General features: G+C 60.2%; 22 protein-coding genes. 13 read left to right on the top strand and 9 right to left on the bottom strand.

Annotated features, from left to right (window positions below; all coding sequences use genetic code 11):
* Positions 1-42 precede the first annotated feature (42 nt).
* Positions 43-465 carry an RNA polymerase-binding protein DksA gene (gene dksA, locus HTT03_RS13610; protein ID WP_174860359.1) on the bottom strand — a complete coding sequence of 141 codons (423 nt, stop codon included), beginning with the start codon at positions 463-465 and terminating at the stop codon, positions 43-45.
* A 169-nt stretch (positions 466-634) separates the two neighbouring features.
* Between dksA and HTT03_RS13605 the strand changes: the two genes are divergently transcribed.
* From HTT03_RS13605 to HTT03_RS13580, 6 genes are all read left to right on the top strand, one after another.
* Positions 635-1,474 carry an AAA family ATPase gene (locus HTT03_RS13605; RefSeq protein ID WP_174860305.1) on the top strand — a complete coding sequence of 280 codons (840 nt, stop codon included), beginning with the start codon at positions 635-637 and terminating at the stop codon, positions 1,472-1,474.
* Positions 1,475-1,673: 199 nt separating this feature from the next.
* Entirely contained in the window at positions 1,674-3,065 is a 1,392-nt protein-coding gene (locus tag HTT03_RS13600; protein WP_174860304.1) for a DUF2927 domain-containing protein, read from the top strand.
* 6 nt (positions 3,066-3,071) lie between these two features.
* A complete protein-coding gene (locus tag HTT03_RS13595) occupies positions 3,072-3,242 on the top strand; it encodes an apolipoprotein acyltransferase (RefSeq protein WP_174860303.1) in 171 nt (56 codons plus the stop codon).
* The gene (locus HTT03_RS13590; RefSeq protein ID WP_174860302.1) at positions 3,242-4,429 is read left to right on the top strand and encodes a vWA domain-containing protein; all 1,188 of its coding nucleotides are present in this window, start codon (positions 3,242-3,244) and stop codon (positions 4,427-4,429) included. The genes HTT03_RS13595 and HTT03_RS13590 overlap by 1 nt, the downstream gene beginning before the upstream one ends.
* A gap of 69 nt (positions 4,430-4,498) precedes the next feature.
* A complete protein-coding gene (locus HTT03_RS13585; protein ID WP_174860301.1) occupies positions 4,499-4,930 on the top strand; it encodes an OsmC family protein in 432 nt (143 codons plus the stop codon).
* Positions 4,931-5,001: 71 nt separating this feature from the next.
* Positions 5,002-5,685, top strand: coding sequence for a M48 family metalloprotease (locus HTT03_RS13580; RefSeq protein ID WP_174860358.1), 684 nt, complete (start codon positions 5,002-5,004; stop codon positions 5,683-5,685).
* Here HTT03_RS13580 and HTT03_RS13575 read toward each other — a convergent pair.
* From HTT03_RS13575 to HTT03_RS13560, 4 genes are all read right to left on the bottom strand, one after another.
* Positions 5,682-6,230, bottom strand: coding sequence for an RSP_2648 family PIN domain-containing protein (locus HTT03_RS13575; protein WP_174860300.1), 549 nt, complete (start codon positions 6,228-6,230; stop codon positions 5,682-5,684). The genes HTT03_RS13580 and HTT03_RS13575 overlap by 4 nt on opposite strands.
* Positions 6,231-7,457, bottom strand: a complete 1,227-nt coding sequence (locus HTT03_RS13570; protein ID WP_174860299.1) for an RSP_2647 family RNA methyltransferase — start codon at positions 7,455-7,457, stop codon at positions 6,231-6,233.
* Between the two features lie 62 nt (positions 7,458-7,519).
* Positions 7,520-7,792: a hypothetical protein gene (locus HTT03_RS13565; protein ID WP_174860298.1), complete on the bottom strand. Its 273-nt coding sequence runs from the start codon at positions 7,790-7,792 to the stop codon at positions 7,520-7,522.
* A complete protein-coding gene (locus HTT03_RS13560) occupies positions 7,789-10,593 on the bottom strand; it encodes a [protein-PII] uridylyltransferase family protein (RefSeq protein WP_174860297.1) in 2,805 nt (934 codons plus the stop codon). Before HTT03_RS13560 ends, HTT03_RS13565 begins: the two co-directional genes overlap by 4 nt.
* A gap of 117 nt (positions 10,594-10,710) precedes the next feature.
* On the opposite strand from HTT03_RS13560, the gene HTT03_RS13555 reads away from it, so the two are divergent.
* The 6 genes from HTT03_RS13555 to ilvN all read left to right on the top strand — a co-directional run bounded on the left by HTT03_RS13555 (position 10,711) and on the right by ilvN (position 15,910).
* Positions 10,711-11,184, top strand: coding sequence for a YbaK/EbsC family protein (locus HTT03_RS13555; RefSeq protein ID WP_174860296.1), 474 nt, complete (start codon positions 10,711-10,713; stop codon positions 11,182-11,184).
* Positions 11,185-11,317: 133 nt separating this feature from the next.
* Positions 11,318-11,725 carry a DUF2852 domain-containing protein gene (locus HTT03_RS13550; RefSeq protein WP_174860295.1) on the top strand — a complete coding sequence of 136 codons (408 nt, stop codon included), beginning with the start codon at positions 11,318-11,320 and terminating at the stop codon, positions 11,723-11,725.
* Between the two features lie 46 nt (positions 11,726-11,771).
* On the top strand, positions 11,772-12,224 hold the full coding sequence (locus HTT03_RS13545) for an RDD family protein (protein WP_174860294.1): 453 nt from the start codon (positions 11,772-11,774) through the stop codon (positions 12,222-12,224).
* Between the two features lie 71 nt (positions 12,225-12,295).
* Entirely contained in the window at positions 12,296-13,123 is an 828-nt protein-coding gene (locus HTT03_RS13540; protein ID WP_174860293.1) for an arginyltransferase, read from the top strand.
* Between the two features lie 400 nt (positions 13,124-13,523).
* Positions 13,524-15,278, top strand: coding sequence for an acetolactate synthase 3 large subunit (locus tag HTT03_RS13535; protein ID WP_174860292.1), 1,755 nt, complete (start codon positions 13,524-13,526; stop codon positions 15,276-15,278).
* Positions 15,279-15,349: 71 nt separating this feature from the next.
* Complete coding sequence (gene ilvN / locus HTT03_RS13530) at positions 15,350-15,910, top strand: acetolactate synthase small subunit (protein WP_174860291.1); 561 nt, start codon at positions 15,350-15,352, stop codon at positions 15,908-15,910.
* Positions 15,911-15,919: 9 nt separating this feature from the next.
* Here ilvN and HTT03_RS13525 read toward each other — a convergent pair whose 3' ends face one another.
* Complete coding sequence (locus tag HTT03_RS13525) at positions 15,920-16,297, bottom strand: hypothetical protein (RefSeq protein ID WP_174860290.1); 378 nt, start codon at positions 16,295-16,297, stop codon at positions 15,920-15,922.
* Positions 16,298-16,517: 220 nt separating this feature from the next.
* On the opposite strand from HTT03_RS13525, the gene HTT03_RS13520 reads away from it, so the two are divergent.
* Positions 16,518-17,315 carry a helix-turn-helix domain-containing protein gene (locus HTT03_RS13520; RefSeq protein WP_246253499.1) on the top strand — a complete coding sequence of 266 codons (798 nt, stop codon included), beginning with the start codon at positions 16,518-16,520 and terminating at the stop codon, positions 17,313-17,315.
* Between the two features lie 6 nt (positions 17,316-17,321).
* On the opposite strand, the gene HTT03_RS13515 is transcribed toward HTT03_RS13520, so the two are convergent.
* The 3 genes from HTT03_RS13515 to HTT03_RS13505 all read right to left on the bottom strand — a co-directional run bounded on the left by HTT03_RS13515 (position 17,322) and on the right by HTT03_RS13505 (position 22,619).
* Positions 17,322-18,731, bottom strand: a complete 1,410-nt coding sequence (locus tag HTT03_RS13515; RefSeq protein WP_174860289.1) for an amidase — start codon at positions 18,729-18,731, stop codon at positions 17,322-17,324.
* Between the two features lie 86 nt (positions 18,732-18,817).
* Positions 18,818-19,942 carry a peptide chain release factor 2 gene (gene prfB / locus HTT03_RS13510; protein WP_174860288.1) on the bottom strand — a complete coding sequence of 375 codons (1,125 nt, stop codon included), beginning with the start codon at positions 19,940-19,942 and terminating at the stop codon, positions 18,818-18,820.
* A gap of 112 nt (positions 19,943-20,054) precedes the next feature.
* Positions 20,055-22,619: a PBP1A family penicillin-binding protein gene (locus HTT03_RS13505; RefSeq protein ID WP_174860287.1), complete on the bottom strand. Its 2,565-nt coding sequence runs from the start codon at positions 22,617-22,619 to the stop codon at positions 20,055-20,057.
* Positions 22,620-22,728 lie beyond the last annotated feature (109 nt).

The raw sequence follows: 22,728 nt of genomic DNA, 5'->3' as shown, positions 1-22,728 counted from the left end.
ACGCCGGAGCAGTTGCCCCGGCGTTTGATCTTGTCAGACATTTCAGTCGTCCCGATGCACCTTCTCGCGCCGCTCGTGACGCTCTTGCGCTTCCAGCGTCATGGTGGCGATGGGCCGTGCGTCAAGCCGCTTGAGCGAGATCGGATCGCCGGTTTTCATGCAGTAGCCGAACTCTCCCTCATCAATTCGGCGCAGCGCGGCGTCGATCTTGCCAACGAGCTTGCGGGCGCGGTCACGTGTGCGCAACTCAAGCGCGCGGTCTGTCTCTTCTGATGCGCGGTCGGTCACATCCGGAATGTTCCGGGTGCCGTCCTGCAAGGCTTCGATGGTGTCACGGCTGCCAGCCAACAGCTCCGCTTTCCAGTTCAGCAATTTGCGACGAAAGTACTCAAGCTGACGGTCATTCATGAATGGCTCGTCCTCAGCCGGACGATAGTCGTCCGACAGGAAGATTTCCTGCTTCATCTGTTTTTCCCCGGCGGTTCTTAACTCAGACATTAAAAAGGCCTGTCTCCCGACATTTTCCCCTGCGGCTGCATCTATCTTAGCGATTAACAATTGTCACTACACAAAGACTTTGATTTTTGGTTAAAGACCTTGGATTAAGCGCGCGTCAGACGAGGTTGAAAAAACGATGAAATTCCAAGGCACCAAAGATTACGTGGCCACCGACGATCTGAAAATCGCGGTTAACGCTGCGGTTACGCTGGAACGGCCCCTGCTCGTTAAGGGTGAGCCCGGCACGGGAAAAACCGAGTTGGCGCGGCAGGTCAGCGACGCTTTGGGACTGCGCATGATTGAGTGGAACATCAAATCCACCACGCGCGCGCAACAGGGGCTTTATGAGTATGACGCCGTAAGCCGATTGCGCGACAGCCAGTTGGGCGATGAACGCGTGCATGATGTGAAGAACTACATTCGCAAGGGCAAGCTGTGGCAGGCGTTTGAGGCTGATGAGAAGGTCGTGCTGCTGATCGACGAGATCGACAAGGCCGACATCGAGTTTCCCAACGACCTGTTGCAGGAACTCGATAAGATGGAATTCTTTGTCTATGAGACCGGCGAGACGATCCGCGCCAAGCAACGTCCCATCGTGATCATCACCTCGAACAACGAAAAAGAACTGCCTGACGCCTTTCTGCGCCGCTGTTTCTTCCATTACATCCAGTTCCCAGAGATGGAGACGCTGAAACAGATCGTCGAAGTGCATCATCCGGGCATCAAACAGCAGTTGCTGACCACGGCGCTGACGCAGTTCTACGAAATCCGCGACCAGCAAGGGCTGAAGAAGAAACCTTCGACTTCCGAGGTACTGGACTGGCTGAAACTGCTCTTGGCCGAGGATATGGACGCCGAAGATCTTGCCAAAGACGGCACCAACGCGCTGCCCAAACTGCATGGGGCGCTGCTGAAGAACGAGCAGGACGTGCATCTGTTTGAGCGGCTGGCCTTTATGGCGCGGCGTCAGCGGTAGCGCCGCAACACCCGCGCAACTTTGAACCAAAGGCGCGGGATTTGCCTCGCTTTTGGCAATATGTCTGCCTAATCTGATCCCAATGACGGGCAACAAGACCCGCATCGCGATCATGGGGCAGGCAGATGCAGGAACCGATAGCGGACAAACCGCGCGCATTTTTTGACGTAAACGCAGGGCCTGCGCGGCAGGCAGTCAGATGAGGCGCAGCGTCAAAGCCCGCCTGATCCTGCCGATGGTGATGATGCTGAACGCCTGTGTGCCTGCGTCCCATTCCGAGGTCGCCAGCCGTGCGGTGATTGCCGACAGCACCCTGCCCCCGATGAAGCAATTCAGCGGCACGCGCCCGGCAACGCCGCCTTTGTCGAATGCGCGCTTAGCGCAGGATTTCCTCGACCTCGCCTTTCGGATGGAGAGCGGCCGCGCCCTGCCAGTGCTGACCCGCTTTGAAGGACCGATCACCCTGCATGTGGCGGGCAAACCACCCGCCACATTGGCCCCTGACCTGGCCCGCCTGCTGGCGCGTCTGCGCGAAGAGGCGGGCATCGAGCTGCGGCAAGTGCGCAACAAGGGCGCCAATATCACCATTCAGGCGATCAGCCGGAACCAGATACAACAACTACTACCCCAAGCCGCTTGCTTCGTGGTGCCGAATGTCAGCACCCTTGATGAATACCGCCGCGCGCGCCGCTCGCCCAGCACCGATTGGACGCGGCTGACCGAGCGGCGCAAGCTGGCGATCTTTCTGCCCAATGATGTCAGCCCGCACGAAACCCGCGACTGTCTGCATGAGGAACTGGCTCAAGCGCTTGGACCGCTCAATGACCTCTACCGCCTGCCGGATTCGGTGTTCAACGACGACAATGTGCATACGGTGTTAACCGGTTTTGATATGCTGATTCTGCGGGCTTATTATGATCCGGCGCTGCGCTCTGGCATGACGCGCGAGCAAGTGGCCGCGGCTCTGCCTGATGTGCTGGCTCGGATCAATCCTAAAGGCGGGCCGGTCATGGCACAGGACATCCGTGCCACGCCACAGGTCTGGGGCCATGCGATACAGACAGCTTTAGGCCGCGATGTGAGCCGCGACACACGGCTCGCAGCGGCGCAAGACGCGCTGCGCATCGCCCAAGCCCAAGGCTGGGAAGACAACCGCCGAGCATTTTCACATTATGCCATGGGGCGCGTGATACAGATGACCGACCCCGCGGCCGCGCAGACCCATTACACCGCCGCAGATCGCTTTTACAGCCGCACGCCCAACACCGCTCTGCACCGCACCTATGTGGCGACACAGCGGGCGGGTTATGCGGTAACCCAAGGTGACGGGGCCACCGCCTTGGCCGTGATCGAGCCGCATCTCGCCACCGCCGAAGCCAGCGAAAACGCAGCGCTCCTTGCCACCCTTTTGCTGTTGAAAGCCGAGGCCCTCCAGATGCAAGGCCGCGACAGTGAGGCACGCCGGGTCAGGCTGGACAGCATCGGCTGGGCGCGATACGGCTTTGGCCCTGACTGGGCCGTGCGGGCCAAGCTGCGCGAGATCGCAAGCCTGAACCCGCAGCAAGGATCGGCCAGCAATTTAGGCGGGTAAAAGACTATGATAGCAATCGGATTGGCACTGCTCGGGGCGGTGATCGGCGGGCTTACCGCCCGCAAGCGCGGCGGCAACCGCAAGGATATCGCGCAATATGCCACAGGCTATGGCATGGCGTTTTTGGTCGTTGGCATGATTGCCACGGTCATGCTGGACCGTATGCTGAGCCTCTGATGTTTCTGCCGTTCTTCGATCAACTCCGCCGCCATTCCGTGCCGGTCTCGCTGCGCGAGTTTCTGGCCTTTCTGGAAGGGATGAAAGCGGGGCTGGCCACCTATGACGTGGAGGGGTTCTACTACCTCGCCCGCCTGTCGATCGTCAAAGACGAGCGCAATATCGACAAGTTCGACCGGGCCTTTGCGGCGACGTTCAAAGGGCTGGAGAACATTAGCCTTGATGATGTGCTCGACGCCGTGGACCTGCCCGAAGACTGGCTGCGCAAGATGGCCGAGAAACATCTGAGCGATGAGGAAAAGGCCGAGATCGAAGCCATGGGCGGTTTCGACAAGCTGATGGAGACGCTGAAAAAGCGGCTTGAGGAGCAAAAGGGCCGACATCAGGGTGGCTCGAAATGGGTCGGCACGGCAGGCACCTCGCCCTTTGGCGCTTACGGCTACAACCCCGAGGGGGTGCGCATCGGCCAGAAGGAAAGCCGCCACAAGCGAGCGGTCAAGGTCTGGGACAAGCGGGAGTTTCGCAATCTCGATGACAACGTCGAGATCGGCACCCGCAACATCAAACTGGCGCTGAAACGCCTGCGCCGCTGGGCGCGTGACGGGGCGGCGGAAGAGTTCGACCTCAATGGCACGATCCGCGCCACGGCGGAACACGGCTATCTGGATGTGAAAACCCGGCCCGAACGGCGCAATGCGGTGAAAGTGTTGCTGTTTCTTGACGTGGGCGGCTCGATGGACCCGCATATCAAGGTGGTGGAGGAGTTGTTCAGCGCCGCGCGGGGCGAGTTCAAACATCTTGAGCATTTCTACTTTCACAACTGCCTTTATGAGGGCGTGTGGCGCGACAACCGCCGCCGTTGGGATGCGCAGATCCCAACCCACGAGGTGCTGCGCAGCTACGGCTCTGACTACAAATGCATCTTTGTCGGGGACGCGTCGATGTCGCCCTATGAGATCGCCTACCCCGGCGGCGCGAATGAGCATTGGAACCCGGAGGCGGGCGCGACTTGGCTGGCCCGCGCGCGGGACCAGTGGCCGAGCAACCTGTGGATCAACCCTGTCCCGGAACGGCAGTGGGGCTACACCCAATCGATCGCGATGATCCAAGAGATCTTCGGCCCCGAGGCCATGGTGCCGATGACGCTTGAGGGGTTGAGCCGTGGCATCAAGGCGATGACCCGCTAGGTTTCCTTGACACAATGCTGCCCCGCGCCACCTCAGGAAGCGACGGCAAGCAAAATGAAAGGAACTATCATGTCCCCCATCATCAAATCCGGCAGCGCAAAATGGGAAGGCTCCTTGAAAGAGGGCAACGGCCATGTCTCTACCGAAAGCGGTGTGTTGTCCGACCAGCCTTACGGCTTCAACACCCGTTTTGAGGGCAAGCAAGGCACCAACCCCGAAGAGTTGATCGGCGCGGCCCATGCCTCCTGCTTTTCCATGGCACTGTCGATGATCCTCGGGCAGAGCGATCTGACCCCTGACAGCATCGAGACCAAGGCAGAGGTGCATCTGGAAGAGAAAGACGGTGGCTTTCACGTGCCGAAAGTGCATCTGACGGTCGAGGCCAGTATCCCCGGCGCGTCGCAGGACGACTTCGACAAGGCCGCAAAAACCGCCAAGGAAAACTGCCCGATCTCCAAGCTGTTGACCGCTGAGATCACGATGGACGCGAAACTCGTCTAATCGCCTGACTGAACCGGGGGCGCGGCCCTGTGCCGCTTGCCCCCGGCCCCTGCGCCACCCATATTGAGCGCATGATCCGCTTTCTTCCCATCCTGCTTGCCATCCTCTATGCGCTGGCCATGTATCGTTTTTCAGCCTGGCGCACGGCGCGGGAGTTGGATGCGAAATCGACCCCTTTGGTGGACCCAAAACTCAACGATATGAGCGCGAAGATGGCCAAGGCGTTAGACCTGCCGCGCATCAAAGTGCATCTGTATGAGATCGAACCGGTCAACGGGCTGGCAGCCCCCGATGGGCGTATTTTCATCACCCGCGGGTTCTATAACAAGTTCCGCCAAGGGGCTGTATCGGCGGAAGAATTGGCCAGCGTCATCGCCCATGAACTGGGTCATGTCGCCCTTGGCCATTCGCGCCGGCGGATGATTGATTTTTCAGGGCAGAATGCGCTCCGCACGGCGCTGGCGATGGTGCTTGGGCGAATTATTCCCGGCATTGGCGTGTTGATCGCCAGCGGGCTGACCAGCCTGCTTGCCGCCCGTCTGTCGCGCAACGATGAGTATGAGGCCGACGCCTACGCCGCCGCATTGCTCACCAAGGCAGGCATCGGGATCGGCCCCCAGATTTCTCTGTTCGAGAAATTGGATGCATTGAGCCAAACAGGCGGCAATCGCCCCCCTGCTTGGTTGCTGAGCCACCCCAAGACCGAAGAACGCATCGAAAAACTGCGTCAAATGCAGTTGCGGTGGGAGGGCTAACCGAGCGCCTTTGCCAACCGTGGCAGCCGCGCCTTTTTCAGCAGCGCCCGCATTTCCCAACCCTCCGCCGACAGCCGCCGCGCCTCTTGCAACACGGCCTCGGCCACCGGCGTCACCAGTTCCGGCGTCGCTTGCCAGATGCCATGTAGGTAGCTGTCCGGATCGGCGCGGCTGAGCCCTTCTTCGGCAAGGATCTGACGAGGGAAATCTTTGGCATTCAGCGTCAGGATCATGTCGGCACTGCTCGCCACCGCAACGGCCAAGACGTGAATGTCGTTGGCATCCGGCAGCCAAAGCCGCGCTTGCAAGCCGGGTGAGGCCTCGCGTTCGGCCCCCGGCCACTTACCGCGGAGGAGCGCGATTTCGGCCCGCGCCTGTGCTTCGCCCGCGGGGCCGAGTTTGACCGCCGCGCGGGCCCATTCCTCCAGAATACGCGCCGACCAAATCGGCTCGAACGCGCCGCCCGCGGCCACGCCCAACACCATCTCGCGCATGACGGTCGGGTAAAGCACGCAGGTGTCGATCAAGACGCGGGGCCGCGTCATCTACAGGCGAAAGAACAGGGACTTGAGATAGCCGCTTTCCGCAAGCTGCGGCAGTTGTGGGTGGTCCGGCCCGGCAAAGCCCGTGTGCAGCAAAATTGCGCGGCGCCCGGCTCGGCCAATACCGCGCACAGAGGTGGTGCGGAATTGGCTCAGGTCCGCCGCGTGCGAGCAAGAGCAAAGCCCCAAAATACCATTCTCCGCGACCAGTTGCGCGGAAAGACGTGCAACACGTTCATAGGCGCGCAGCCCCGCGTCGACGGCTTGGCGCGAGGGCGCAAAGGCCGGGGGATCGCAGATCACCACATCAAAGGTCTGGCCCTCATTCCGCAGGGCCAAAAGCACTTCAAAGGCGTCACCTTGGCGGGTGGCGAAACGGTCTTGCATGTTCATCGCCGCCGCGCCGGCCTCCGCCAGTTCGAGTGCAGCAGCAGAGCCGTCAACCGCGAGCGCCGACGAGGCACCCTTGGCCAGCGCCGCGAGAGAGAAGCCCCCTACATGAGAGAAAACATCCAGCACCCGCGCGCCATTGTGCGCAAGGTTCGCGGCAAAGGCGTGGTTAGGTCGCTGGTCGTAAAACAGGCCGGTTTTCTGCCCGCCGGTAAGATCGGCCATATAGGTGGCCCCATTCATCGGCACGGGCAGCGGACCTTCGGGCAAGTCACCAACAAGCGTGGAGGAGACATCATCAAGCCCTTCCAGCTTGCGGGTCCGACCAGAGGCGTTTTTCAACACATTCTTTACTCCGGTCACCGATTGCAGCGCGGCCACAAGCACGTCGAGCAAGGTATCGGCCCAAGCCGCGTTGGGTTGGACCACACATGTATCACCGAAACGGTCGATAATGACACCGGGCAAGCCATCGGCTTCGGCGTGGACCAGACGGTAATAAGGCTGATCGTAAAGCTGATTGCGCAGAGCAAGAGCGCGGGCGATGTGGGCTTCGAACCACGCTTGGTTCACTTGCGCATCCGGGTCTCGGTCGATCATCCGAGCGATGATCTTGGATGACGCGTTGACGGCAACCAGCCCCATGGGCCTGCGCTCGGCATCCTCCAGTTGTGCCAGTGCGCCGGGGGCAAGACCTCGTGTGCGGCGGTCTACCACCAGTTCATTGGCATAGACCCAAGGAAAGCCGTGGCGGATGGCACGGTCGTTCGCTTTGGGCAGAAGGCGCACCACGGGAAGCGTGGCGGGCTGCGGGGCGGAGGGGGTTTGAGGCGCTGTCATAGTACCCTTCGTACTGCGTTCGAGCGCTTTGGGAAAGGTTTTTTGCACAACTCGAAGCTGCGTCAGTTGCGCGGGCGGCTGCGCCAGCCGCCTTGGCGGCGCGGGGCGCAGAGCGTGGTTTGCCCGTCACGCAACACCTGTGTCATCGGATGATCGGGGGCTGTCTTTTCATAAAGCGCCAGCAGGCGCGGCAGCGCTTGCGTGCTGTCATGCTCCAGCGGCAGGCTCAGCGCCCAGTCGAGGAATATGCTGCGACATTCCGCGGGCGTAATACCCTCGATCCGGTAGGACTCGTAGATCAGGCGTTTGGGGTCGTCGGGGTCTTTTTGGGTCATTCCGCTTCCTTTGCGGGCAGAGCGGGCAAGGCTTTGGTGATAATCTTGGCCGCTGCGTCATAGGCATTGTGCAGCTGGGATTCCAGCGTTGGCAGGTCGTCACACCCCATGACACGGCAAAGAAACTGCGCTCCCGCCTGCCCCATTGTCTCGGCATCCAGCTTCTTGGCGGTCAAGAGCCGAGCGGCGCAGACCAAGGTAAAGGCGCTTGTGTAGGTGGCCGAGAGGGTTTGTTCCTCTGGCGAGGTGATGATGCCCGCCGCACGCGCAGCGGCAAGGCCCGCATCGATTTCCCGCGCCCCTGTGCCGCCGATCAATGCACCCGCTTGAGCGAAAAGCTCAATGTCCTGCAAGCGCCCGGCCCCGGTTTTGGCATCCAGCGGTCCTGCCGGGCTGCGTGCCGCAGCGATGCGTTCGCGCATCCGGGTGACTTCGCTCAGCACCTTGTCGCGCGGGGCCGAGGTGCCGAGAATGTCGTCGCGTATCGTCTCGACAGCGCGGGCGAGGTCCGCTGGCCCAACGATCACCTGCGCACGGGTCAGGGCGAGATGCTCCCAGACCCAGGCCTGTTCCTTTTGGTAGCTTTCAAAACTGGCGAGGCTGGTGGCCACTGGCCCTTGATTGCCCGAAGGCCGCAGGCGCATGTCGATGTCATAAAGTTTGCCCTGCGACATGGGCGCGGTCATTGCGGTTATCATCGCCTGCGTCAGCCGCGCATAATAGGTCCGCGTGGCAAGCGGCCTGCGGCCCTCGGAGGTTTCAATCCCATCGGCGTCATAGATTACCAGCATGTCGAGATCAGAGGTGGGCGTCAGCCGCCCTGCCCCCAGCGATCCCATGCCAAGGATCACCGCCCCGCGTCCCGGCGGCGGACCGTGCCGGGTCGCGAATTGATCCACCACCACGGGCCAAAGCGCTTGCAACACGGCGCGGGCCAGTTCGGCGTATTGGACAGAAGCCGTGGCCGCATCGATCAGCCCGCGCAGCAGATGGACGCCGATGCGAAAATGCCATTCGCGCGCCCAGCGACGGGTGCCATCAAGGCGCAACTCGTAATCAGCCTCCTGCGCGAGATGGGCGTGCAGCAACTCTGTCAGCTTGTCCTGCCCCGGCCATTCGGAAAAGAAATCGCCGCCGATCACCGCGTCAAACACGCCAGAGTTCTGCGACAGATGGGCCGCCAAAGCGGGTGAAGTGGCCACAATATCGACCAGCAGATCGCCCAGTTGCGGATTGGCCCGCAGCAGCGAGAAAAGCTGCACCCCGGCAGGCAGGCCAGCCAAGAACCCGTCAAAGGCCAAAAGCCCCTCATCAGGTTTCGCGGACTGCGCCAGACGGTCGAGCAGCAGAGGCTTCAACCGCCCAAAGATATCCGCGCCCCGTTCAGAGCGCAGCGCGGGATAGCTGGGCCAGCGGTCCAGCACGGAGGTGTCAAATTCATGGGCCGCTGAGGTCGTCTCTGGCTCCTCGCGGGTGGCGGCAAAAAAGCTCTCGATCAGGTCATGGACTGTCTGCAACCGGCTGTGCAGATCGTCCTTCAGGTCTTGGGTGTCCATGTCCATCATACAGGCCAGCCGGTCGAAATCCGTCTCGCTGCGCGGCAGCGTGTGGGTCTGCGCGTCTTGCACCATCTGAAGGCGATGCTCCACCGTGCGATGCGCGCGGTAGTGATCGGCAAGCGTGGCAGCCGCGTCGGCGGCGATCCAGTTCTTTTCCGACAGCACCTGAAGCCCGGTCAATGTCTTGCGAGTCCTCAGTTCAGGATCACGCCCCCCGGCGATGAGCTGGCGGGTCTGGGTGAAAAACTCAATCTCGCGGATGCCGCCCCGGCCCAATTTCATATCATGGCCCGGCAGGGTGATCGGCCCGCCCAGACCCTTATGTTCACGGATCGCCAGACGCATGTCATGGGCGTCTTGGATGGCCGCGAAATCCAGATGTCGCCGCCAGACGAAGGGCCGCAGAGCCTGCAAGAACTGCTCGCCCGCCTGAATATCGCCCACCGCCGGACGCGCTTTGATATAGGCCGCGCGTTCCCATGTCCGGCCAAGGCTTTCGTAATAGCGCTCGGCGGCCTCCATCGCGATGCAGACGGGAGTGACGGCTGGGTCAGGCCGCAGGCGCAGATCGGTGCGAAAGACATAGCCCTGGGCGGTGATATCACTGAGCGTGCCGCTCATTGCCCGCGTGGCCTTGATAAAGGCGCTGCGGGCGGCGTGGAAATCATCCGGATCGAACCGGGTTTCGTCAAAGAGGCAGATCAGGTCGATGTCAGAGGAGTAGTTCAGCTCTCGCGCGCCCATCTTGCCCATGGCAAAGACAACCATCCCCGCGCAATCGACCAGATCGTCCATACCCATGCCGGGCAGTTTGCCGCGTTTGATCTGGGCGGCCAATCCGGCCCGCAGGGCGGCACCACAGGCGGCATCGGCATAGTTGGTCAGGGCGCTGGTGACATCCTCCAGCGACCACGCACCGCCAAGATCGGCCAGCGCGGTCATCAGCGCCATGCGCCTTTTGCCCTGTCGCAGCCCATCGGCAAGCACATCGGGGGCAGAATCCGCCGCCGCAGCGCAATTCGCCCGCAACGCCTCTTCGGGGTTTGCCACCGCTTCGCAGAGCCATGCGGCTTCTTTTTCCAGCAACGCCATGAGATAGGGCGCGGTGGAGGCGGCTGCCGCGACAAGGTCGCGCAGTTCCGAGGCGAGATCCGGCACCAAAGCCGCCGCGTCTTTGGCGCGTTCTTGGTGGTAGATGCGCGGGCAGCGGGTGATCCGGGAGGCGAGCGATTGGTCAGTCATGAGGCCAGCTTTGCGGGCTGATCTCCACGCCGTCAATGGGGGTTGCGGTGCGCCGCCTGCTTGTTAGGACTTTGCCCGATCAATGCGCTGCTGTGGCGCGACTGAATGGGGCAGAAGATGAGCAAAAGTCTAAAACGGGTACGTGCAACGTTAGAGGCCGCTGGGGTACGCCCCGACATCCGCGAGACCGCGCTGGCCCGCACTGCGCAGGATGCCGCAGCGGCGCTTGGTTGTGAGGTGAACCAGATCGCGAAGTCCATCGTTCTGCGGGGCGAAAACAGCGGCACGGCTGTCTTGTTCATCACCGCCGGGGCGCGGCAGGTTGATCTGGACCGCGCGGCAGAACTGTCCGGAGAGCCACTGGGCAAGGCAGATGCGGCCTTGATCCGAGCGCAGACGGGCTTTGCCATTGGCGGGGTTGCGCCCTTGGGTCACCTCACCCCGCCCCGCGCATGGTTTGACCGCAGCCTGCTGGAATTTCCGCTGGTCTGGGCCGCAGCAGGCACGCCGCACCACGTCTTTGGCCTTGCCCCAGCCAAGATCGCGCAGCTTTCGGGAGCGCAAACCTCTGATTTCTCGGTCACTTCCTGAGCAATGTAAAAAACATTCACATAGCATCTTGCGAAACGGTCCCGGCACGCCCAACTATTCAATGTGAAAGACATTCACATCATTCGAAACGCCCGGGCCGGCGACAGGCCCGTCACGACCGAAAGGCTCAACAATGACAACAGTGACCACCGACCCGACCTATGGCACCCGCAACAACTGGTTCGCGCGCGCTGAAACTTGGATGGACGCCCGTGGCAAAGGCGCATGGATTGCCGCCATGGTACTTGGCTTCATCTTTTTCTGGCCTGCGGGCCTCGCCCTTCTGGCCTATATGATCTGGAGCAAACGCATGTTCTCTTCTAAATCCTGCAGCATGAAGTCCAACCGCATGATGATGTCGCGCAGCACTGGCAACAAGGCTTTCGACGCTTACAAGGCCGACACCCTGCGCCGGCTCGAAGAAGAACAAAGCAACTTCGAGGCCTTCCTTGAGCGTCTGCGCGAGGCCAAGGACAAAGCCGAGTTCGACCAGTTCATGAACGAGCGCGCCACCCGCGACGACAGCGCTACGAGTGCTTAATCCCCCCAGCTCCCCGGTCCACCGGGGAGCTTTTTCAGGACCGACCATGATATCTTCTTACCCCCCCTCGACACCCGATCCCGATCTGCACCCGCAGTTCTACACTGACATCCCGGTCAAGCGTTTCTTGGCTTGGGTCATGGATGCGCTGCTGGTCATTCTGTTCTGTGTCGTTATTCTGCCCTTCACCGCCTTTACGGGGCTGTTTTTCTTTCCCTTTATGATGTTGATCGTAGGGTTCGTTTACCGGGTAGCCACGCTGACCAATGGTTCGGCCACTTGGGGGATGCGCCTGATGGGGATGGAGTTGCGCGACAGGCAGGATGCGCCGTTTGATTTCATGACGGCGCTGCTGCATACGATTGGGTATTCGCTGTCGATCTCGGTAACACCAGTGCAACTGGTCTCGATCGTCTTGATCTGCACCACAGCCCGTTGCCAAAGCTTGACTGATATGGTGCTTGGCACCGCCCCGGTGAACTGCCGCTTGACCCGATAGGCCCAAGAACTTTGCTCTTGGCGTAGTGAAGGGGGGTTGGTAGCATCCCCGCGACAACGGCCCGGAATCCCATGCGACATACACTGCCTTTAACACCGCAATTCTATGTCACAGCCCCGCAGCCCTGCCCCTACCTTGAGGGGCGGATGGAGCGGAAGCTGTTTACCGCTTTGCAGGGCGAGAATGCCGCACGGCTGAACGACAGCCTGTCGAGCCAAGGGTTCCGCCGCTCGCAAAACGTCCTGTACCGGCCCTCTTGCACCGATTGCGCGGCCTGTCTTTCGGCACGGATTGACGTGGCCGCCTTTCGCCCCGGCAAGAGCCAGCGTCGGATTCAAAAGCGCAACGCAGGGCTAGAGCGCCGCGCCACGTCCCCTTGGGCGACAGAAGAGCAATACGACCTGTTTCGCACCTACCTTGATAGCCGTCACGCAGATGGCGGCATGGCGGATATGGATGTGTTCGAATTTGCCGCCATGATCGAAGAGACCCCGATCCGAAGCCGGGTGATCGAATATACCGATCCCGAAGCGCGAAACGCACTGGTTGGGGTCTGCCTGACAGATGTGCTGAGCGACGGCGTGAGCATGGTCTATTCCTTTTACACCCCTGATCGTCCGCGCAACGGTCTGGGCAACTACATGATCCTTGACCACATCGAGATCGCCCGCGCCGCCGGTCTGCCCTATGTCTATCTCGGCTACTGGGTCCCCGGCAGCAGCAAGATGGGATATAAAGCCAAGTTTTCCGGCCTTGAGGTCTATATGGGCGGCACTTGGCAAAAGCTGCGCGACCCAGAGCGCTTTGAGCCGGACCAACATCCGCTGAGCACCGATCCGATTGCAGAGCAGGTGGCAAATATCAACTTGCCCGATGTCTCATCTGGCCACCGCCGTTAAGCCTTTGGTTTTTAGAGATTTCCTCTGGTCTGATTCAGGCGCCTTTAGTCCATAGAAATGTTGTTTTAATTCAAACCAAAAGCCCACGACTGATAAAAAGCTACGCTAAGCCCTCAAATTCTTGCGCGATATGTCGCCAGCTTGACTGCCTGCGCAACAAAAGTTCACTCCACGACCCGTTTTGCGTCACTTTTTCACCCTTTCCCTGTTGACCCTCCTTCAACAGGCACATAATCTCACCGCACGCTGAAAGGACCCAGACATGACAAAGCTAGTCATTATCGTAGGACACACGCGCATGGGCCGGTAACGGTAAACCATACTCCTTCCCATGCGCCCCCGTCAGACCGGGGGTTTTTTTATGCCAAACGCCAATAACCTGCCTTACGGAGCACCTAAGATGAAACGCCAGATGACCGGAGCGAAAATGATCGTCCAAGCCCTGATCGATCAGGGTGTGGACACCGTCTTTGGATATCCCGGTGGCGCGGTGCTACCGATCTATGACGAAGTCTTTCAGCAAAACGCGATCAAACACGTGTTGGTGCGCCATGAGCAAGGGGCGGTTCACGCCGCCGAAGGCTATGCCCGCTCCACCGGGAAACCCGGCGTTGTGCTGGTGACCTCCGGCCCCGGTGCTACCAACGCGGTGACCGGGCTGACCGATGCGCTCTTGGACTCGATCCCGCTGGTCGTGCTGACAGGTCAGGTGCCGACCTTCATGATCGGCTCTGACGCCTTTCAAGAGGCCGACACCGTGGGCATCACCCGCCCCTGCACCAAGCACAATTGGCTGGTGAAAGAGACCGATAACCTCGGCCCTGTGCTGCACGAAGCCTTCCATGTCGCCACCCATGGCCGCCCCGGCCCGGTGCTGATCGACATCCCCAAAGACGTGCAATTCGCCACTGGGCATTACGAGTCGCCCAAACCCTCCATCTCGCGCTATCAGCCGCAGGTGAAGGGCGATATGGAAGAGATCACCGAGTTGGTCGCGGCGATGGAGACGGCGAAACGTCCGATCTTCTACACCGGTGGTGGTGTCATCAACTCCGGCCCAGCGGCGAGTCAATTGTTACGCGAACTGGTCGATGCGACGGGCTTTCCCATCACCTCGACCCTGATGGGCCTTGGCGCCTACCCTGCTTCGGGCGACAAATGGCTGGGCATGTTGGGGATGCATGGGCTCTATGAAGCCAATATGGCGATGCATGACTGCGATCTGATGATTAACATCGGCGCGCGTTTCGATGACCGGATCACCGGCGTCATCGACAGTTTCAGCCCGAAATCCACCAAAGCGCATATCGACATTGATCCCTCGTCGATCAACAAGGTGATCCGCATCGACATCCCCATCGTTGGTGATGTGGCGCATGTGCTCGAAGATCTGTTGAAAGTCTGGAAATCGCGCGGACGCAAGACCAATAGCGAAGCCGTTGCCAAATGGTGGCAGCAAATCGAGGAATGGCGCGCTAAGGAATGCTTGAAGTTTGAGCAGAAGGGCAAGATCATCAAGCCGCAACACGCGCTGACGCGGCTCGAAGCACTGACCAAGGGCCATGACCGCTATATCACCACCGAGGTGGGCCAACACCAGATGTGGGCCGCGCAATACCTCGGATTTGAAGAGCCGAACCGGTGGATGACCTCCGGCGGTCTGGGCACCATGGGCTACGGTTTCCCGGCCTCTATCGGCGTGCAAATGGCGCATCCTGAGGCACTGGTGATCAACGTGGCGGGCGAAGCCTCTTGGCTGATGAACATGCAGGAGATGGGCACAGCGATGCAGTTCGGCCTGCCGGTGAAACAATTCATCCTCAACAACGAACGCCTTGGCATGGTGCGCCAATGGCAAGAGTTGCTGCACGGTGAGCGCTACTCCCAAAGCTGGTCCGAAGCCCTGCCTGACTTTGTCAAACTGGCCGAAGCCTTTGGCGCGAAGGGCATCATCTGCTCGGACCCCGATGATCTTGATGACGCGATCATGGAAATGATCAACCACGATGGGCCGGTGATCTTTGATTGTTTGGTAGAGAAGCACGAAAACTGCTTCCCGATGATTCCAAGCGGCAAGGCTCATAACGAGATGCTTTTGCCAGGCGATCATGAGACTCAAGGTGTGATCGATTCCAAAGGGTCGGTGCTGGTGTGACACGTTTTCTGTCAGAGAAAACGGAACGGAATTTCTGAGAGATTCCGGCAAAAGATAAGAAGGACAATGACATGGCAGCCTTGAAGATCAAAAAGGGAGCAACCTCCCATTCCGCCTATAATCTGCGGCCCAACTTTTCGGATGTGATCGAAAAACACACCCTCGCCGTGCTGGTCGAGAACGAGCCGGGTGCGCTGGCGCGGGTGATCGGTCTGTTCTCTGGGCGCGGCTATAACATCGACAGCCTGACCGTGGCCGAAGTGGACCACACCGGACATCTGAGCCGCATCACCATCGTGACCAGCGGAACGCCACAGGTGATCGAGCAGATCAAAGCGCAGGTAGGTCGGATTGTGCCGGTGCATGAGGTCCATGACCTCACCGTCGAGGGCGCGAGCGTGGAGCGCGAACTGGCCATGTTTAAAGTCGCCGGCAAGGGCGAGCAACGTGTCGAAGCCCTGCGTTTGGCAGATATCTTCCGCGCCAATGTGGTGGACAGCACGCTGGAAAGCTTCGTTTTCGAGATCACCGGCGCGCCGGAAAAAATCGACGCCTTCGCAGAACTCATGCGCCCACTGGGCCTTGTGGAAGTCGCGCGCACTGGCGTTGCCGCCTTGGCGCGCGGCGCTTAATCCCGAGCGCTACCGATCACAGGCTTTCAGCTTTGCTGACGCAGGCCACGCCGCCACGCGGCGCGGCGCAAATGGGATGATTTGCGCTGTGGTCGGGGCTGCATCCTGCTTTGCAGTTGCGACACCAGCCCTATCACATCCCACTTCTTTTCGAAGCGCATCGGGAAGTGCACTGCCCGTCTTTTCCTGCAGCACACGCGGGTTGCCCGCGATCCGGAGACGTCGGTGCACGGAGATGTCAAATTGCACCATATCGCCAATATCAAAAGGACAATTCCCCTGACCTTTTAATGTTGTCTTTTCATAATAAGCCAGATCACCCTGGTCCTCGCACCAAAAGACAGCCTTACCAGCGTTATCGTCGCTCCACAGAACTACACCAATCATGAGTACACTCCGCGCTCACTATAATCCCTTTACTTTGCAGTAATAATTCCGCGAGCGACACGCGCTATCACGCACCGTCCGCTTGCAATTTGTGTCGGCATCTTTAGGATCAGACACAATTCCGGTCTACAATTGATGCTCCTTAGCGTCAGTGGATGAAAGGTCCTTGGTTTTCGCGCCAGTCCGTTCCACACTCCCGGTCAAGTTGAACGAGGCCACCATGACTCCCCCTATGCGATCTCCGGCAGAACTTCGTAGCATGTTTGGTGCTAATCTGCGCAAGCTTGCCGAAAACTATGTCTCAATTTCTGACCTATCACGCCAACTGGGGATCAACCGCACGCAGTTTAACCGCTACCTTGCAGGCGATAGTTTCCCCCGGCCCGACGTGCTCGCGCGCATCTGTCACTTTTTCGGTGTCGATGCGCGGGTTCTACTAGAGCCCGTGAGCCAGATCAACAGCGGCCCCGACCCCATCAACAACAGCTTTCTGCGTGAGTTTCTGGGCACGGGGATACGAAACGTCCCCGAAGCGGATTTTCCCAGCGGGTTCTACCGCTTTGCGCGCCATTCATTTCTTGAACGGGATAAATTCGTGACCGGCGTTGTCTACATCAGCCGTGAGGGGGAGAATACCTTCCTGCGCGGTTTCGAGCACGCGAAGTCTCTGCGGCTTCAAGGTCTGCCTACCAGTCCGGCCGCGCGTGAATATCGCGGGATCGTGTCGCGGCAGGAAAACGGCGTCACAATGGTGGTTACCCGGCGCAATGCGCTGACCGGTTCGTTCAACTATCTTACCCGCGTGGCCTCTTTTGAGAATAATTTTTGGGTTGGTTATGTGACCCGCACCGCGCCGGAGAGCAGCGCGGGCATTCGGGTAACCCGGCTAAGCTATGAGCATTTGGGCCGTGATCTGTCGGTGGTATTGCCCGCCGCGCGGGCGTCAGGGTTTGCGGACAAAGACAGTCTGGCGCCCTATCATCGGCAACTGCTGCAACCGGAGGCGCCTTTTCTCTGATCCTTGTCAGAGCTTAGGCGGGACAGCCTGCGGCAAACCAGTGGCGCGGTGCCAGTCTTCGGCCAATTGCAAAAGCCGCGCATCGCTGCCGCGTTTGCCAATCAGTTGCAGACCATGTGGCAACCCGCGGTCGTCAAATCCTGCAGGAATATTCACCACCGGCAGGCCGATCAAACTGGCGGGCACCACCACCTGCATCCAGCGGTGATAGCTGTCCATCGCCACTCCGTTGATCTCTGTCGGATGCACCTCGGTCACATCGAACGGCCAGACCTGCGCCGACGGAAGCACCAGAACGTCCACATCCTCAAAGGCCTTCATCGCCGCGCGAAACCAATCCGAACGGATGCTGCTGGCCCGCTGAATTTCTATGCCCGAGAACCCCTGCCCGCGTGCCACTTCCCACTGCGCCGCTGGTTTCAGGTGTTCACGGCGGTTCGGATCGTCGTAGATCGCCCCGAGCGATGCCGCCACGGCAAAGGAACGCAGCGTGGTCCAACTGTACCACATCGCATCGGCATCAAAGGGCGCTGCAATAGATGTCACATCATGGCCCAGCCCCGCCATCTGCTGCAATGCCGCTTCGCTTAGGTCCAGAATTCCAGACGCGCAGGGAAACGCCCCTCCCCAATCGCCAAGCCAGCCAATCCGCTGTTTTGGTAAGTCGCCAATCAAAACGGATGCACAATCCGCGCCTTCGACGCTGAGGGGCAAACGCGCATCGCTGCCGCGCATCACGTCATAGAGCGCGGCCAAATCACGCGGGCTGCGCGCCATGGGACCCAATGTCGACAGCTGATGCATGAAAAGATCGCCCGCCGGATCGCCCGGCACCGCCCCCCATGTCGGGCGCATGCCGTAGACGTTGTTCCACCCTGCCGGATTGCGCAGTGATCCCATCATGTCAGAACCATCTGCCACGAGGAGCATCCGCGCGGCCAAAGCCGCCGCCGCCCCGCCAGAGGAGCCACCCGCCGAACGGGTCAGATTATAGGGATTGTGCGTCGCCCCATGCACCGGGTTAAATGTATGGCTGCCAAGGCCGAACTCAGGCGTATTGGTTTTGCCGATGATCAATGCGCCCGCCGCCCGCAACCGGGCCACGGCTGGATCATCCTCCTGTGCAATTTGTCCGGCAAAAAGCGGCGATCCCTGCGAGGTTGGCAATCCTTTGGCATCGGCCAAATCCTTGATTGCCATCGGAATCCCATGCAACCACCCCCGTCGCGGTGCGGCATCGGCGGCGCGGGCTTCGGCGAGCAGTTCCTCTTCGTCGCGCAAAGAGAGCACGGCATTCACCGCCCCGTTGACCCCGTTGATACGGGCCAATGTCGCCTGCATTAGCTCAACCGCGGAAAGCCGCCCTGCAGTCAGCGCTTCGGACACATCTACCGCGTCCCACTCAAGAAATTCCACGCTGCTCCCCTTCTTTCTGACTCGAGATACTTCAAGGGGGTCCGGGAGATGGCCCCCGAACTGCACAGACCGTGAAACGGCTTGTGTCAGTCGCCCTGCGCTTCAGCCCGGCTTTTGCCAGACACGGCCAACGCCAGCGTGGCCCCCATCAAACCGTCCAAATCCCCATCGAGCACGCCTTTCGTGTCCGAGGTCTCGTAATTCGTCCGCAGGTCTTTCACCATCTGATAGGGCTGCAATACATAGGAGCGAATTTGATTGCCCCAGCCCGCATCGCCTGCGTTCTCATGCGCCTCGTTAACCAGCGCCGAACGCTTGTCCAACTCCATCTGATAGAGCCGAGACTTCAGCGCTTTCATGGCGATATCACGGTTCTGGTGCTGCGACTTTTCCGAAGAGGTCACGACGATCCCGGTGGGATGGTGGGTAATCCGCACTGCCGAGTCGGTGGTGTTCACGTGCTGGCCACCTGCGCCGGATGAGCGGTAGGTATCGATGCGAATGTCGGCAGGGTTCACTTCGATCTCGATATTGTCATCCACCACCGGGTAGACCTTGACCGAGGTGAAAGACGTGTGCCGCTTGGCCGCGCTGTCGAAGGGCGAAATCCGCACCAGACGATGCACGCCGCTCTCAGATTTCAGCCAACCATAGGCGTTATGCCCGGCGATCTTGTAGGTGGCGGATTTGATGCCCGCCTCTTCGCCGGGGCTTTCGGCCTGAAGCTCGACCTTATAGCCTTTCTTCTCAGCCCAGCGGACATACATCCGCGCCAGCATGCTGGCCCAGTCGCAGCTTTCGGTGCCGCCCGCGCCGGAGTTGATTTCAAGGAAGGTGTCGTTGCTGTCCGCCTCGCCGTTCAACAGGGCTTCAAGCTCTTTCTGTGCCGCCTTTTCAGCCAGCGCCTTTAACGCGGCCTCGGCGTCAGAGATGACCTCCTCGTCCTCTTCCATCTCGCCCAATTCGATCAGTTCGAGATTGTCAGCAAGTTCTTGTTTGATGCTCTCATAAGTGTCCATGGCATCGACCAGCGACTGCCGTTCGCGCATCAGCTTTTGAGCAGCCTCAGGGTTGTCCCACAGATTCGGATCTTCGACGCGCGCGTTGAATTCCTCCAGCCGGTAAGGCGCGGTTTCCACATCCAGTCGCTGAGCCAGCAATTCCAGCGATTTGCTGATCTGGTCCGCGGTATTCTGTGCCTCTGCGCGCATCTGTGTCTGCCTTTAATAAGTATAGCGGCCCCGAAAACCGGAGCCGCATGAGAGATAGACCAGCACGCCAGTGGCGACAAGTGGGGCTGCGGGGGAACCCGGCCCTGACGCGTTAGTAAAGACCGCCCGAGCTGAGCGTGCCAAAGCTGGCTTTGGGGCCAACGGTGGCTTTTTTGCCGGTTGAGGTGGTGACCTGACGGCCTGCATTCGCGTTCGACCCGCCCAGTTCTTCGACCAGCGGCAGATCCGCGCCCATGGCAAAACCACCGTCAAAGGAGATGCCAAAGAGCGGCTCTTCGCCATCGCGGAAACATTCGGACACCACATTGGCCCCCGACGCGCTGTCGCTCAAGCGGGCGCCGGAAAAACGGTCAATCTTGATGAAGCGACAGGCTTCCGGCACCTTGAATTCACCCCCGCCGTATTTCTTGATCGCCTCCGACATGAAACGCTGGAATACCGGTGCGCAAAGCCGCCCGCCGCCAGCCCCCCGGCCCATGGGGCGCGGCGTGTCATACCCAATATAGCAGCCCGCCACGACATTGGACGAAAAGCCCACGAACCACGCGTCTTTTTCGTCATTGGTGGTGCCGGTCTTGCCTGCGATTGGCACCGGCAGGTTAATCGCCTTACGTGCAGTGCCACGCTCCACAACGCCGCGCATCATGGAGGTGAGCTGATAGGCGGTGACAGGGTCCATCACACGATCCCGGTTCGAGATAATCTTGGGCGCTTGCCCGGGGGCCAAATTGACCTGTTCGCAGTCATAGCACTTGCGTTCATCATGCTGATAGACCGTGCGGCCATAGCGGTCTTGCACTCGGTCCACCAACGTTGGCTGCACCCGCTCGCCGCCATTGGCGAACATCGCATAGGCCGAGACCATTTGGTAAAGCGTGGTTTCCTGACTGCCGAGTGCGTTGGAAAGCAAGGGCGCAAGGTCGTCATAAACGCCGAAACGCTCCGCATAGCTGCCGACCACATCCATGCCGACTTCTTGAGCCAGACGAATGGTCATTAGGTTACGCGACTGCTCAATCCCGGTCCGCAGCGGGGTTGGGCCGTAGAATTTGTGGGACGCGTTCTGCGGCCGCCAGACACCCTGCGGCGTGTTGATCTCAATCGGTGCATCGACCACGATGGTCGCGGGGCTGTAGCCACTGTCGAGCGCCGAGGCATAGACGAAGGGCTTAAAGCTCGACCCCGGCTGGCGTTTGGCTTGGGTCGCGCGATTAAACACGCTGGCTTGGTAAGAGAAGCCGCCCTGCATGGCGATCACGCGGCCTGTATGCACATCCATCGCGACAAAGCCGCCTTGCACCTCAGGCACTTGGCGCAGGGTCCAGCGGATGAAAGACCCGTCGCTGTCAGAGGTCATGCGACGGACCAGCACGACCTCGCCCACATCCAGCAGATCACCCGCGACTTTGGCCTTAGGGCCAAGTTTGCCATCGTCCAACCGTTTACGCGCCCATTGCACGTCCTTGGCCGGAATCCAGTGACCGTCCTCATCCTCCTCGACCCCTTCGATGCCGATGCGGGCGTCGTTGCTGCCAACTTCGAGCACGACAGCCGGATACCACTGATTTTCAAGATCAATGTCCCGTGGTACCCGCAGATCAGCCAAGGCCGCGCGCCATTTCTCTTCTGTGGCAAGCTCGGCCTCAGGGATTTCAAACCGTGTGCCGCGCCAGATGCCGCGCCCGCGATCGTATTGCTCCAACTGGCGGCGCAGGGCATTGGCGGCGATGGGCTGCATCTCGTTGTCGATGGTGGCGCGCACCGTCAGACCACCGGTGAAGAATTCCCCCTCCCCGAAGTCTTCGCTGAGCTGGCGGCGGATTTCATCGGTGAAATAATCGCGCGGCGGCAGTTCGGCCTTGAAGCTCTGAAAGTCCCCGTTCTGCACCGAGCGCAGCGGCAGCGCGACCTCATGCTCATAGACCTCTTCAGAGATATAGCCGTTCTCCTTCATCTCGCGCAGGACAAAGTTACGGCGCGACAGCAGCCGTTCCTTGCGGCGGACCGGGTGATAATCCGAGGGCGCTTTGGGCAAGGACGCAAGGAACGCCGCCTCATGCGGGGCCAGCTCGCTCAAGGTCTTGTTGAAATAGGTCTGGCTGGCTGCCGCCACACCATAGGAGTTCTGGCCAAGGAAAATCTCGTTAAGGTAAAGCTCAAGGATTTTCTCTTTGCTCAGCGTTTCCTCTAGCCGCGAGGCGAGGATGATTTCCTTGATCTTACGCTCCGCCCGGCGGTCGCCCGACAGCAGGAAGTTCTTCATCACCTGCTGGGTGATCGTGGAGGCACCGCGCACGTCACGCCCCCGCGATTTCACCGCATCCACCGCCGCCGCACCGATGCCGCGCAGATCATAGCCTTCGTGGGTGTAGAAGTTCTTGTCTTCGGCCGAAATAAACGCCTGTTTCACCAGATCGGGGATCGTCTCCGCCGGGGTGAAAAGCCGCCGTTCCTTGGCAAATTCGTCGATCAACCGCCCCTGACCGGAGTAAATCCGGCTGATCGTCGGTGGCGTATATTGCGCCAAGGACTCATGGCTGGGCAGATCGCGGCCATACATCCAGAACACCGCACCGATGGTCAAAGCCACCATGCCGACGCTCAGGGTGATGGTGGTAAAGATACCGCCGAAAAAGGACAGGATAAAACGAAACACGCGCGCGGACCACCATTGGCTAGGGAATGCTCCCAGCCTATACAGGATGCGCTGCGCGGGGTCAAAACACATGGCCGCCAGCAAAGGGCGAATTACCGCGCATGACGCG

Source organism: Sulfitobacter maritimus (assembly GCF_013346665.1).
Taxonomy (GTDB): domain Bacteria; phylum Pseudomonadota; class Alphaproteobacteria; order Rhodobacterales; family Rhodobacteraceae; genus Sulfitobacter; species Sulfitobacter maritimus.
Note: the sequence above shows the minus strand (reverse complement) of the source record. Positions and strands in the feature narration are given on the sequence as shown.